This window comes from Rhodopirellula islandica (assembly GCF_001027925.1).
Classification (GTDB): Bacteria; Planctomycetota; Planctomycetia; order Pirellulales; family Pirellulaceae; genus Rhodopirellula; species Rhodopirellula islandica.
This window is the reverse complement of sequence record NZ_LECT01000025.1, coordinates 24,404-38,630: the sequence shown is the minus strand read 5'-3', so window position 1 is coordinate 38,630 and position 14,227 is coordinate 24,404. Positions and strand designations below refer to the sequence as shown.

The window sequence follows — 14,227 nt, the reverse complement described above, 5'->3', positions numbered from 1 at the left end:
CATCATCATGTGAGCCGTTTGGGCGTTAGCCCCGGTTATACGTGGGAGCAACGGCGATTACCGAAACAGCCCAAATGCCGAAAGACTCCTGCCGACCTGCTTAGCCTGTGAATACGAAGGGCGACGTTCAGGTTCCATCACAGGCTGGAAGCCGATGCCACTTGTTAGGGCAGGTCGTTGAAGGTGTAGAACCGGAGGCCTCGTTGCTGGGCACTTTGGAGAATGCGGGTGAGGGCTTCGGGGGTGATGAAATTGCCGTTCCCGGATTCGGCAATTCGATGGGCATACAGCACGATGATCTCGTTGTTTTTGGCGGCGCGATCGAATGCTCCGTCAATCTGTTCATACGTTCGGTCGGGCCGGGTGGGGGCGAAGTCGATTCCTTTGCCATGCAAACACCCGTGATCGCCGATCTTGGCCGCTGGCACGAAGAAGGCGTCTTGTTCGCAGAGTCGTTCGTTGGCCGCAATGCTTTTGCCCGTCCGTAAATGCCGGAACACCTTTGACAACGCCTCATCTGTCGCGGCATTGTTACGACTCATCGGGTAGGCAAATGAGACTGCGGTGACGTTGGCGGCCTGGAACTCGCTCAGCTGTGGGGTGATCTCACGTCTCATGAACGTTTCGGCTGAGTTTTCTTCGAAGTACTCCACCGCTTTCAGATGGTTGACGCTGTGAGATCCGATCGCATGCCCATACGCTTGCAGTTTCTGAATCGCATCGATCGCCACGGCGTCGATCTTTCCACTGATGAAGAAGGTGGCTTTGGCTCCGAATTCATCCAGCAGTGGCAATGCTTGCATCCAACCATCGAAGTTGCGATCGTCGAAGGTCAACACGATACCCCCTTCGGTCAGCGGCGCGGGCGTCGATTCACGAAGTTCGTGCGTCGTCGAAGGGATCGGTTCGCCAGCATCAAGGGATGCGGCGGAGACGAGCAAGAGGAGTGACCAAGCGAATCGTTGCACGTCACTGCCTTTCAGTTTTTGCTGGTGGAGTTGACCGCGTGCTTCAAGCCCAGGATTCGGGCTGCGTTGCCACGGTAGACCTTTTCCAACACAGCATCGGGCAAGAAGATCCCGTAGATGTTCCAGAATCCTTGCCGGTGGTGCGATTCGGCGGTGTCGAAGTATTCGTCGTCGGTTTCCAGGAAGCGATAGTACAACCGGTAGGCGTTGGGATCAGGAGTCGTGTCGGTGCCGAATAGGATTCGGTCCTGGTACTTGAGAAAGAACTTGCGGCTGCTGTACGGTTGCCGGCCCAGTTCGGAGATCCGAGCGTCGATGTCGATGTAGAAGTTTGGATATTGATCGAGCCATTGCCCGACCGTTTCCAGGTCTTCCGGATTGTTGCCAAAGTGGGCCCCGATGAAGGTCGTGTTGGGGTGCTTTGCAATCGCTCGGTTGCGCTGTTCCAGCAGTTCTTCGCGAGACGGGAAGCGGTCGCCATGGAACACCCAGCCTGGGTGCGCATTGAGTTCGTGCCAGCGTTCATTGAACTGATCCAACGGCGTGAAGAAGGCGGCAGGATCCGCGGTATGAATCATCACCGGGCGATTCATCTCCCCGCACAACGCCCAGATCGGATCCAAACGTTCATCATCGATCGTCAGCAGGTTGCCGGCTTGGTTGCGGTAGGACAGTCCCAAGGATTTATGGAACTTGAGCCCCTTCGCACCGGCCTCAAAGCTTTTTCGCAGCCGTGCGGTTTCTCGCTCGGACCAGCCCTCGGTTTCAAAGTCACGCAGGTTGATCAGGGCGAAGGTGAGGAACCGATCGGGGTGAGCGGTGTCCAAGGCCGCGACGGTTTCCTTCAATTTGTCATCCCAGCCTCCGTCCAGGTTGATAACCGTTTGAACGTTGGCTTCGTCCATCACCTGCAGGTAACGCTTGACGCGTTCTTCGGTCAGCACGTTGGCACCGCCACCGAGATGGTTGTGAACATCGATGACTGGATACGACGGCGTGTTGACGCGAGTCACCTTGGTTTTCAGCATCGACTTCGGTTGCCAATCGGCGAGTTTTAAGTCGCGGATATCTTCTTGGGGCGTTTCCGCTTCGACGACCTTGCCGAAGACCAGTGTGCCGAAGTTTTCGATGTCGTGGAAACTCGGGCCAACCCGTGCCCAGTCCCAACCGGTGGTTTTCTTTTGGTCGTAGTCGACTCGGTAGAAGTTCGCTCGCCACTGAGTTCCCGTTTTTGGCGGGACGTTCCGAAGCGGTTCCAAGACCGCGTAGGGAAGGAAGACTTCAGCCCGCCAGCCGGTGACGGTGGCCATCGATTCGTTCGCGCCGCCCGTTGCGGAGACCTTCTTCTGGATCTTCTTGGCACCCTCGTAGTGCCATGGACGCCAACCAAGGAACTTGCCATCCAGGTTGGGGACGAGGATTGGTAGCTCAAAGCCCAGCGGCGAGATTTCGTATTCGAAATAGACAGGGTCTTTTTCGTTGGTCCAAAAGAAACACTCGAAAACATCTTCGTTCCACAAGTCCAAGAAGTCTTCCTGCATCGTGGCAGTCAACGTTTCATCGGCGCCGTCGAACAAGACATAGACGCCTTTGTCCGAGTACAGCATCTTGAACCGCGATTGGTAATCAAGTGGCCCGTTGCCCCGTCGGTTCAGCGAAACCCAGTCGCACGATTCCCAGGCTTTGGCGTCGCCTTTCCCCGTGACCTCGAAGTCGTCGCACTGGGGCACGATCAGCGTTGGTGGTTCGGCCGCGAATGTCTTGGTGGAGGCTGCAATCAAAAGCAGGGTTGCGATCAGTAGGACCGACGTTGAGCAAAGCCGGTGAGGGAACGCATGGATGTAGTCGAGGCGAAGCGGCATGTTTTTGTCCGAAGGGGCTGTCGGCAATGTGGCATCGCTTCCAGCCTGTGATTGAAACTGCGTTTGCTCTTTGTAAATCACAGGCTGGAAGCCAATGCCACTGTGTAGGTTCGATCACAGGCATAGAAGCCTATGCCACCGCTTACGACTTCATGCCGATGTTGAGGTAGGCATGAACGTGGGGGGCGCCGCGGAAGTGCCAGACCATCGATGGGCCTTCGACTCGCCAGATGTCCCAGACGCGGTCGTTGTCGATGTCTTCTTGTTGATAGAAGGCCATGTGCAGTTGGTCGAGTCCGCCGCTGCTGTTCAGGATTTCCATCACTTCCTTCGAATCGTTTTCACGATACGGGGCCAGCAACATCTTGAGTGTTGATTCGACCAGTTCCTTTTGATCGCTGGAAAGTTGGTCGACGCCAATCCCAGGGAAGTGACCGCTCTCGCCTTTCAACTGCACCGCGGTTTCACTGGGAGCTTTCTTTTGCAACGCCAGTTTGGCTTGGTCGGCATCCAGCGCCTGGAAAACTTTGTTAGCTTGCAATGTCTGTTGAAAGAACGGGCTGTCGGGGAGGTATTCCTCGCCGTGACCGTAAACCACCGGGCCGCCAAAGCCGATTTTGTCGAGTCGATTTCCGTCGGCTCGCATCGTCACGTGGCGACCGGTCAATTCGAATTGGAACTGGTCCGAGCCGGGTTCTCCGAACAACGCGAAACTGTAGCTTTCCAATCCGCCGTCATCGTATTCCATCTGCTCGAGCAGACGATCGTATCCGTCTTTGGAGGTGATGTTGCGAACGATTTGATCGACCAGCGTCTTCTGCTTTTTCGAGAACAAGTCGTCGCCGATGGTCGTTTTGCTGACGTGCCAGTTGGGGTTGATCTTCAGGCGGTCGGCGTGATCGAACGGTCGCCAGACGGCCGTTTTCTGTTTGTCGGACAAGGAAGCGTACAGTTCCCCCACGTAGGTTTCTGCGGAAGCGGTGGGGGCTCCTGCGGCATGAGCAAAACGGGCGTCGAAGAGGTTGGTCGTCGCGACACCGGCGGCGAGGGCTCCTCCAAGTTTGACGAAGTCTCTTCGGGCAACGCGTTGGCCATCGGGGCGATTGACGTTCATCGGAAAACTCATGCGGGTTGGGGGAGGAACACAGGCAGGAACCGTCTACTTCAAACGGCCGCTTTTGATTCTACCAAATCCAACCCCGGCGAACACAAATTGGATCGTTTCGAAGACAACGTTGCCCAGTCGAGAACGTTACCGAGTTCCGTCCTGGCTTGGTTCCGGCCAATCTTCGATTTGGTCAATCGCCTTCATGACTTGGGGAAGGACGGCTCCGGTCACTCGTGAAAGACGAGCGGTGACCCGTGCGTTGAACAGCAAGGCGACGTTCTTTCCGTCGGAACGACGAACGAGAATCGTGTTGGTGCCGGGAAGCGAACCGCCGTGGGAGGCGGTCAATTCGCCAGAGTCATCGGTGACCACTGACCAACCTTGGCCGTAGTGCCTGGGCTTGAGGTCACCATTCTCTTTGTGTCCTGCCAATCCTTCCGGCCGAGCAAACATGGCGGTGATTCTGGCCGACGACAACAGCGGGCTGTTCTCGGGATCGTCGAATGCACTGGCGAACCGTGCCAGGTCGCTGGCCGATGCAATCCACGCTCCGTGGGAATCCATCGCCTCCAGGTGCCAAGCTCCATAGGTTTGCGGCACCCGCGAATTCAAGTCCTCGGCGAAGACGGAGTCACCTTGGTGCGGATCGTAGTAGCGGACCTCGTTTGGTTTGCGGCCTTCCAAACGAGTCGCGCCGACAGACATCGTTGTCACGCCGATCGGTTGCAGGACATGTTGTTGGACATAGTCTTCGTAAGCCTCGTCGGTGATTTTCTCGATGACTCGTCCGAGCAAGCAATATCCGTAGTTGGAATACGCGTACCGCTCACCCGGATCGAAGTCGAGCGGTTTGCCTCGCATGACACGGATGATGGTGTCAGGAGTGGCGGGGTGTTCCGCACCGAGTGCCTTGGCGAATTGAGTTGAGCGGAACATCGCGTCGAATGATTGGTCTCGGTCCCATCCACCTCGATGTTGCAACAAGTGCTGGATCGTGATTTCGTTTTGTCGCTCGTCGATTTTGGAACCTTCTTCCACATGAGGCTCATGGTCGAGGATTTCGAAGACTTTGTCGTCAAGCGACAGTTTGCCTTGATCGATCAATTGCAAGATCGCAACCGCGGTGATCGGTTTGGAAATGCTGGCGATCCGAAACAGACTCTCGGGCGTCACGGGGTCACGCTGGCCGACGTCGGCGTAGCCAAACCCTCTCGCGTAGACGACGTTGCTTTGGTCGGTGATGGCCAACGACGCACCTGGGATGCGGTGCTCGCGAAGGAATGATTGCATCACCTTGTCGACTTCGCGAAACGCTGGTTGGTCGTTTCCGGTGACGATGGCATGCGACGCGGTTGCGGGATCAAAGCCCGGGCCGCGGAGGACTTTGCCGGGACGTTTGCCGGTGAACTTGCCGTCGGCGAGCACGGGAATTCCGTTGACGACCACATGCTTCATGCCAACCGACTCAGCGTGCGGGTTTTCGAAGTCCGCTCGATCGGCGAGTTCGTCGAAATCGAACACGATCACGTCGGCGGCCAAGCCTTCGGCGATGCGGCCACGGTCGTAAATCATCACAGCGTTGGCTGCGGCGGCACTGGCTTGTGAGATCGCTTGTTCCATTGAGATCGCCCCCAAGTCGCGGACATAACGCGACAACATCCGTGGGAACGCACCGTAGGAACGTGGGTGTGAGGCGCTTCGATTGCCGCTGGCCGGACCGACGTCGGTGCAGAAGGAAACGAACTCTTGTTGCATCGCCAAGATCTTGTTCGCGTCGCTCATGGTTTCGGGCAAAGCGAACGTGGACGCATTGCAGAGTCCGAAGAACGTGTCCCAGGCGTCTTCGCCAGTTGCTTTGGCAATCGCGGCGACGGACTGACCTGCGTACTCGCGGTAACGCGGAGCGGTGGTTTGTCCGATGATGATGCGATTCCAATCCGAGCCCGCGTGGCGATACCAGTTTTCCCAGCCGCTGGTGGATTCGATTTCCTCGCGAACTTCGGCACGCAGGTCTTGGTCGTCCGCGAGCCGATGGAGGAACTTGGCACGTCCTTCGCCGAAGTGCCGCGGGTGAATCAGAGCATCGATTCCCAACCCGTTGTTGATGTAGGGATAGATGTCCGCGGTGACCTGGTGACCTTCGCTGCGAGCGGCCTTGATCCGCGCGATTGCCAATTGCATTTTGCCCCAGTTCTGACGACCGGCGGCTTTCAAGTGAAAGATGTGAACAGGCGTGTTGCCGATGCGGCCAATTTCCAAGGCTTCGTCGATCGCCTCCAGAAGCTGGTCGCCTTCGTTTCGCATGTGGGTGTAGTAGCGTCCGCCGTGTTCGCCAGCGACTCCGGCCAAGGCACCGATTTCTTCGGTCGTTGCATAAACGGCGGGAGGATAGATCAACGCGGTGGAGACTCCGATCGCACCCGCACGCATGGCTTCGCGAACGTGTTCCTTCATTGCCTCCAGTTCATCGTCGCTGGGACGCCGGTTGTCTTCGCCCATCACGAGGCGACGGACCTGGGTGTGCCCGACGGTTTGCACCGAGTTGACGGGCATTCCTTTCAAGTCGAGCAACTGGAAGTACTCGGACATGTTTTGCCAGCCCGCTGATTTCGCATCCTGTGGCGACAGCGGCGCGGCCGACGAACCTTCGCCTGCGTTGATCGTTGTGATGCCTTGTGTCAGCAAGTTCATTGCCGACGAGGGATTCCGCAGCATCGGTGTGGCGGTTTGGCCCATCATGTCGATGAAGCCCGGAGCGACGATCAATCCACTCGCATCGATCGTGTCTCGAGCCGAGGTCGGGTCGATCCGACCGATCCGTGTGATCTTGCCATTGGCGATCCCGATGTCGGCTTCGTACCAAGGGGCTCCCGTGCCATCGACGACATGCCCGTTCAAAATCGCGAGGTCAAACTTGGGAGCTGCGTCCTTGGCGGCAGAATCTTGCGAGTGAGCTGGGTGGCAAGCGGCGAGCAACAAAAGCAGTGTCCCGGACCAAACACGAGGCGACGAGGACTGGCGAAGAATCTTTGACACGGCTGGTTCTCGGCAGACGGGGTGGGAAAGTGTCAGGTGGGGCCGCGGTCGGTCTCGTTAGAAGCAGGGGGCTCATCGAGATGCGGCGGGCTGCTGCGAGTGCCTAGCCTAAGTGAAACGAACCACAGAAGGTTCGCTGGAGGCGCGATCGCAGCATGAGAATCACCAGTTTGACGGCTCGGCTGGAGCGGGCCGATTCGGCTGGTCGAGCTGACGATGCGTGCTCGGTGGGGCGCAAATCCAAGCAAAAGGAATCTTTCGTGCTGCTCACTTTGTGTCGCCCCAGCGTTTGCTGCCGCGATTTGCTGGCAAACGCGGCAACGGAGTCCCGGCAATTGCAATTCCTTTTCGCGTCAACCGTGGGAGGGGGGTTCGATCTCGCTTGGCAACCTGTAACGATAGGGGACCTTGAGAAGTTTTGAACGGTCGCCTTTCCTGACGATTGTGCGGCACGCAAGGAGGCCCCCCCCACGAATTTGGACGTGTCGTCAAAGAAACGCCATCACGCTTTCCATCCACCTAGCAGAGTTATATGCTAGGACGAAAGATATCCCAGAGTCACTATCCTGCCCCGGCGAGACCAGAAACTTCGAAGTGCCCACCTGATCGGCCATCCGCCCGAGACCGTATGTTACGCAAATCAGAAATTGCTGATTCCACGACGCATGAGCCCCATGAGACGCGATGGAAATCGCTCGCTCATTTGCTCGTCGATCGTGCTGCGCGGCATCCCGATCGTCCGGCACTGACGTTTTTGCCCGATGATTCGATGGATGGGGCGGAAGCCGAGCAGGCGCTGACCTACGCGGAGCTGCACCGCCGAGTCCGTGCCGTGGCGTTGCGTTTGGTGCGAGAAACCGGTGCGGTTCCAGGCGACCGAGCGATGTTGTTGTTCCCGCCGGGGCTGGAATTCATGATTGGGTTCATGGCCTGCGAGATGGCGCGTTTGATCCCGGTCCCGACCAGCTATCCCAAACCTGGTCGCGCGATGCCGCGACTGGACACCTCCGTCGCGGATTGCCAGCCCTCGGTCTTGATCAGCGATCAAGAGACGATTGCTGGAATCGACTCGAATCGATTGTCCGCCGAAACGGCTGCCTTGCCGATGGTCGCGACGGACGCATCGATTCAAGAGGATCTGGCCAGACCTGACTCGCTCGACGACGAATTGCCGCTCGGCGAGATTGAATCGACCGATTTGGCGCTGCTGCAATACACCAGTGGTTCGACCAGTGATCCCAAAGGCGTGATGGTTTCGCATGCCAATTTGCTGAGCAATCTGGAATCGATTCGACAGGCGTTCGGGATCGAATGGTCCGGCGACGACAGCGACGATTACGAACGCGGTTTGTTCTGGTTGCCTCCGTTCCATGACATGGGATTGATTGGCGGCATTTTGGAACCGTTGTACGTCGGCGGGCATGCGATTTTGATGTCGCCCCGATCGTTCTTGGCTCGGCCGATGCGGTGGTTGCGAGCGATCTCGGACTACAAAGCCACCATCAGTGGCGCTCCCAACTTTGCTTATCAGTTGTGCGTTGACCGGATTGATGCCGCCCAAGCGGATTCACTGGATTTGAGCGGTTGGGAGTTGGCCTTCTGCGGTGCGGAGCCGATCAATGCCGACACGTTGCAGCAATTCACCGATCGATTTTTCAACGCTGGTTTTCGTGGCGAAACGTTCTGTCCGTGCTATGGGTTAGCCGAAGCGACCTTGATGGCGGCAAGTTGCCGCTCAGGGCAGGCCCCTCGTTTATTGGATGTCGACAAAGACGAACTCGCGCACGGCCGCGGGATCATCGTGCGTCAATCATCGCTTGGTGAAACGGTTCCAGAGGCTTCGCAAGCCAGCGTTTCTGGTGATGGGGCGGTGCGGCGACTGGTCAGTTCCGGTCGTGCGGCTCACACGATGACGGTGTTGGTGGTCGAGCCGGACGCACGCCGCGTGCAACCGGACGGCGAGATTGGCGAAATTTGGTTGGCGGGGCCTTCCGTTGCATCGGGTTACTGGAAACGCGAAGAGGTCACCGCAGAAGTCTTTGGTGCGACGCTCGCCGACGGGGATCCAGCGGAAACGTTCTTGCGAACAGGTGACCTGGGGTTTGTTCACGATGGAGAAGTCTACGTGTCGGGTCGTCGCAAAGACCTGGTGATCTTGCGTGGGCGAAACCTGTTCCCTCAAGACATTGAGGCCACGGTCAAAGGTTTGTTGCAAGCCAACGTGTTGCAGTGTGCCGCCGTCGCCACAACCGGACGAACGGGCGATGCCCTGACCATCGCTGCGGAAGTTTCGCGACATGTCGATTCCGAAGAATTGCCGGACATCGTGCGTCATATTCGTCGAGCGATCATTGACGATCACGAGGTCGATGCTCGCCAAGTCTTGATCACCCGTCCCGGTGGAATTCCGTTGACGACCAGCGGAAAAGTCCAGCGGCAGCAGTGCCGAGCAATGATCGAAGCTGGCGAATTGGCGGCTCGTTATCAATGGAATCGCAACCGTTTCATCGACGATTCCGAATCCGTGGCCTTGCCCGAGTTGCCGACCCGGGTGACTCGCGAAGAGGTTCCAGAGGCCACCGAACAGATCACCGTTTGGTTGCTGGCCTGGTTGTCCGCCCACAGTGGTGAGCAGATCCACGAGGACGGCGAACGCCCGGTCCGCAACGCTTCGCTGACGCCAGAAACGCCGTTTGCAGAGACCGGCATGGATTCGTTGACGGCTGTCGAATTGAGCAGCGAACTGGAAGATTGGTTGGGGATCGAGTTGACTCCCGTGTTGGCGTTCAACTACCCCACTTCATCACGCTTGGCCGCTTATTTGGCGGAGACGTTGGCCGGTGGTCCAGAACAAGACGCGGCCGGCGACATCCAGTCCGACATCGAAGCCTCGGATTTGTCGCCCGAAGAGCTGGAAGCGTTGCTGAGCGAAATCGAAAACGATTCGTAGTCGCGCAAAGGGTTCGACAGAGTCGAACCTTTGTCCCCCAATGTTTGCGTGGGTGGTGTCTGTTGTCAGGCCACATGACGCGGTCGTTGTGAAGCGTTCCGCGAGTCCTGTGTGACCACGCGTTTTGCCTCGCCAGGTGGAACCTGGCCTACCGATTGCTTTGCCAGAGTCGAACCTTTGTCCCCCAATGTTTGCGAGGGTGGTGTCTGTTGTCGAGCCACATGACACGGTCGTTGTGAAGCGTTCCGCGAGTCCGGTGTGACCACGCGTTTCACCTTGAAAGGTGGAACCTGGCCTACGGGATTGCTTTGCCAGAGTCGAACATTTGTCCCCCAATGTTTGCGAGGGGGGTGTCTGTTGTCGAGCCACATGACACGGTCGTTGTGAAGCGTTCCGCGAGTCCTGTGTGATCACGCGTTTCACCTTGCCAGGTGGAACCTGGCCTACGGGGTGCTTGGCCAGAGTAGAACATTTGTCCTCCAATGTTTGCGTGGGTCGTGTCTGTTGTCGAGACAAATGACGCGGGTGTTTTGAAGCGTTCCGCGAGTTCTGTGTGACCACGCGTTTCACCTCGCCAGGTGGAACCTGGCCTACGGATTGCTTTGCCAGAGTAGAACATTTGTCCCCAAATGTTTGCGTGGGTCGTGTCTGTTGTCGAGCCACATGACGCGGTCGTTTTGAAGCGTTCCGCGAGTTCTGTGTGACCACGCGTTTCACCTCGCCAGGTGGAACCTGGCCTACGGGATTGCTTTGCCAGAGTAGAACATTTGTCCCCAAATGTTTGCGTGGGCGGTGTCTGTTGTCGAGGCACGTGACGCGGTCGTTTTGAAGCGTTCCGCGAGTCCTGTGTGACCACGCGTTTCACCTCGCCAGGTGGAACCTGGCCTACGGGATTGCTTTGCCAGAGTAGAACCTTTTTCCCCAAATGTTTGCGTGCGAGGTGTCTGTTGTCGAGCCACATGACGCGGGCGTTTTGAAGCGTTCCGCGAGTTCTGTGTGACCACGCGTTTCACCTTGCCAGGTGGAACCTGGCCTACGGGATTGCTTTGCCAGAGTCGAACATTTGTCCCCAGTGTTTGCGTGGGTGGTGTCTGTTGTCGAGACACATGACGCGGGTGTTTTGAAGCGTTCCGCGAGTCCTGTGTGACCACGCGTTTCACCTTGCCAGGTGGAACCTGGCCTACGGGGTGGTGTGTGGTTTTGGACAGCATCGACTGACGAGCACGACTGCGATCCATACGGGCAACCACACGGCGGCGGCGTCGGAGAAGCGTCCGATCGGCGGGCTGGTCAGCGACACAAACGCGATCTTGAACAGCCAGTAGCTGAGTGCCAACCAAGTCAACGCGGCCAGCCCAGTTTGGGTGGATGCGTGCTCGCGAAATGGTTCGGCGGTCTGCGTTGGCCGGAAACGGATCGACGCAATGCAGGCGGCGACGGCCAGCCCCATGGTGACGACGAAAAAGATCGGGTGCATCAACATGTCCGCCACCGATCCCCAGACGCCGCGGCGGATCGCGAGCATGATCCAACGCAGGTACCGAACGGGATAGCTGCGGACGATCGTGCGGTCGAGTTCTGCCAACATCTGGTGCTGGTGGACTCGTTGCAGACCAGGCGACGGGGCGAGTTTTGTTGACGTTCGGCTGGCGACAGCTTCCGCCGCGGGGATCACGATCATGTACGTCATCGCGTCCCAGCGATTTTCGATGGTTGTGTACGAGTCCGCTCGCGGGGCCGCGTCAGCACGCGGGCGAAGGTCCAGCCCATCGGCGGCAACTTGGGCACCCGCTGCCATTTCAATGCGACGATCGGCGATCTCTTTTCCGAGTTCGCCCAGTCGGCCTGGCAACGCCTCGAGTTCATCCGCGTCGAGCAACTGAGTCGTCACGGCGGCCATGTTCTGATGACCGAAGGGCAGGACACCCAAGTCATCGACCGTGATCAAGCGAAACGTGCACCACGCCATCAACGCGATCAAGGGCAACGCACCGACAGCGATCGCAGGGGCCCAGCGTCGCGAAAAGGTGACGCCCGGACGCACGAAAACGCTGAGCATCAACCAGGGAATCAAAAACAAATACGCGGGGCGGAGAGCAATGACCAGGGTCGTGAGGATGCCGAGGGTGATGCACAGGCGGGGTGTCAGCCCGGTTCGCCAGATTCGCAGCACGCCGATTCCGATCATCGCCGCCAGCGACATGGCCGGGGCGTCCGTTGCGATCGTGTTGACGTGGTCCCAGAACGTGCAGCCGATCGCGAAAACGCATGCTGCGATCACAATCGTTTGCCGCGAGAAGTTCCAGCCTGCCAATTCGACTGCCAACAGGCCAACCGCGATGGCTTGCAGAGCAATGTGAAGAATCACCAAAGTCTGGTTTGCCCAAAACGCTTGATCCGCACCGGAATTTGCCAGTGCCTTTGTGAATCGTACCAGGACCGGGTAGCCCGGCGTTCGGATCTGGGTGGCGATCGCTTCGGCAGATTCGAACGAGTACTCGGTGTAGCTCGGTGAATCGGGCACCCAATGAGGAGCGAACCGATTCGTCACCCAACATGTCCCCATCAGGATGATGAACGCGACCAGCGATATCAAAGCGAAGTGTTTCATGCCGATCAGCTTAACCTGCCGGCGGATGAATGCGATGAGCCCGCATCACCTCACTCCAAGCAAGCGAGGTCTGATTCGCTTGGATTTGGACAGGCCTGCGATTGGGAACGGATCTGGGTGCCGCCTCTTCCGAATTCTTGGCGAATCCGGCTACATTCCGCGGGACCGTTGGAGGCAACGGTTCTACGCTGACGCCGCTTCCTGACGAAAATCAACCCTCACTCCATCGTCCCCTTCATGATTCCCGCCCTCAAGGAAGTTCTCCGCGTCGCAGTTCCGTTGATGGTCAGCACGGGCATGTTTTCGCTGGTTCTGTTCGTCGACCGGACGCTGCTGCTGTGGCACGAACCGTCTCAGATGGGGGCGGCGATGGCGGCAGGGAATCTGTTCTGGGTGTGCGTGTGCGTGTTCGTTGGCATCGCGTCGATGACCAGTGCGATCATCAGCCAGTACATCGGAGCGGATCAACCCAAGCGTGTGGGGCAACTTCTGTGGCAGGCGACTTGGTTCGCTCTGGCGACGCTGCCGTTTTTCCTGCTGGTCGGAGGCCTCGGCGAGTCCTTGTTTCGACTGACGGACCAACCGGAGCACTTGATTCCAATGCAGGCGGCCTACTTTCGCATTTTGATGTGGGGTGGTGCGGGAGAGGTGTTGCAGACGGCACTGTCGGGTTTCTACAGCGGCACGCATCGGACTCGCACGATCATGTTGGTGTCGTTGGCGTCGGGCGTGTTGAACTTGGTTCTCGACGTGTTTTTGATCTTTGGTGTCGGTTCGCCCGATCCGGAGACTGGTTTGCGATTCTTGGAGCTGGGAATTGTGGGAGCGGCGATTGCCAGTTCGCTGTCGTTTTGGTTCAAAGGCGTCTGTTACGCGGTGTTGCTGATGAAGCCTAGTGAACGCGAGAAATACGGCATTTTGCGTGGGATCCGGCTGAACCGACGCATGATGAAGCGGTTGATTTACTTTGGTTTGCCGGCTGGATTGATGTACGTCACCGAGGCAGGTGGCTTCACCGTCATCGTGTTGCAGATCGGGCGACTTGGGGACGTGCCACTGCAAGCGACAACGATGGCGATCAATTTCAACATGATTGCGTTCATTCCTTTGGTGGGGATGTCGATCGCGGCGTCGGTTTTGGTGGGCCAGCATTTGATCCGAACTGGGCCTGGGCCGGCAATTCGTTGTGTGATCGCGGCTCTGTGTGTGGGCTGGGCCTATTCGGTGGCTTGGGCGATCGCGTACATTTTCGCGCCGGGCGGTTTGATCGCGTTGTATTCGCTGTCGCCGACGGGCGTGGACAGCGAGATTGCGTTCGAAATCGCCGAGAAATTGCTCGGTTTTGTGGCGATTTACGTGATCATGGACGCGACGCAGTTGATCTTGGCGGGCGCTCTCCGCGGGGCGGGTGACACTTGGTTTGTGTTGTTGGCGGGATTGGTGTTGTCGTTCGTGGCAGTGATTGTGGGAACAGTGTGGCAACCTGTCGCGGTACGGTTCCAGGATCCGGATGGGCAAGCTGGGGCATTGTTGGCGCTGGATTGGTGGTGGTGGGTGATCACCGGTTGGATCTGCACCCTCGCAATCGTCATGGCCGGACGCTTTTTGCAAGGCAAATGGCAACGGATGCGGATGGTATGATTCCACCACTACGGTTTTGCCAGACGCATTGCTAAACTGTTGGCCACTCAG

At 58.0% G+C, this 14,227-nt stretch carries 7 protein-coding genes; 2 read left to right on the top strand and 5 right to left on the bottom strand.

All coding sequences use genetic code 11. The annotated features are described in order from the left end of the window. Window positions 1-164: 164 nt before the first annotated feature. The 4 genes from RISK_RS12340 to RISK_RS12325 form a co-directional block, all read right to left on the bottom strand. Window positions 165-968, bottom strand: coding sequence for a polysaccharide deacetylase family protein (locus RISK_RS12340; protein WP_047814617.1), 804 nt, complete (start codon window positions 966-968; stop codon window positions 165-167). Window positions 969-979: 11 nt separating this feature from the next. Further along, on the bottom strand, window positions 980-2,830 hold the full coding sequence (locus RISK_RS12335; RefSeq protein ID WP_047814743.1) for a carbohydrate-binding family 9-like protein: 1,851 nt from the start codon (window positions 2,828-2,830) through the stop codon (window positions 980-982). Between the two features lie 142 nt (window positions 2,831-2,972). Beyond that, the gene (locus tag RISK_RS12330; RefSeq protein WP_047814616.1) at window positions 2,973-3,956 is read right to left on the bottom strand and encodes a DUF3500 domain-containing protein; all 984 of its coding nucleotides are present in this window, start codon (window positions 3,954-3,956) and stop codon (window positions 2,973-2,975) included. A 126-nt stretch (window positions 3,957-4,082) separates the two neighbouring features. Continuing rightward, complete coding sequence (locus RISK_RS12325; RefSeq protein ID WP_047814615.1) at window positions 4,083-6,917, bottom strand: serine hydrolase; 2,835 nt, start codon at window positions 6,915-6,917, stop codon at window positions 4,083-4,085. Window positions 6,918-7,602: 685 nt separating this feature from the next. Here RISK_RS12325 and RISK_RS12315 point away from each other — a divergent pair. Further along, entirely contained in the window at window positions 7,603-9,924 is a 2,322-nt protein-coding gene (locus RISK_RS12315; protein WP_047814613.1) for an AMP-binding protein, read from the top strand. A gap of 1,180 nt (window positions 9,925-11,104) precedes the next feature. Here RISK_RS12315 and RISK_RS12310 read toward each other — a convergent pair. Further along, the gene (locus RISK_RS12310) at window positions 11,105-12,535 is read right to left on the bottom strand and encodes a hypothetical protein (protein ID WP_047814612.1); all 1,431 of its coding nucleotides are present in this window, start codon (window positions 12,533-12,535) and stop codon (window positions 11,105-11,107) included. 237 nt (window positions 12,536-12,772) lie between these two features. On the opposite strand from RISK_RS12310, the gene RISK_RS12305 reads away from it, so the two are divergent. Continuing rightward, window positions 12,773-14,176 carry an MATE family efflux transporter gene (locus tag RISK_RS12305; protein ID WP_047814611.1) on the top strand — a complete coding sequence of 468 codons (1,404 nt, stop codon included), beginning with the start codon at window positions 12,773-12,775 and terminating at the stop codon, window positions 14,174-14,176. Window positions 14,177-14,227 lie beyond the last annotated feature (51 nt).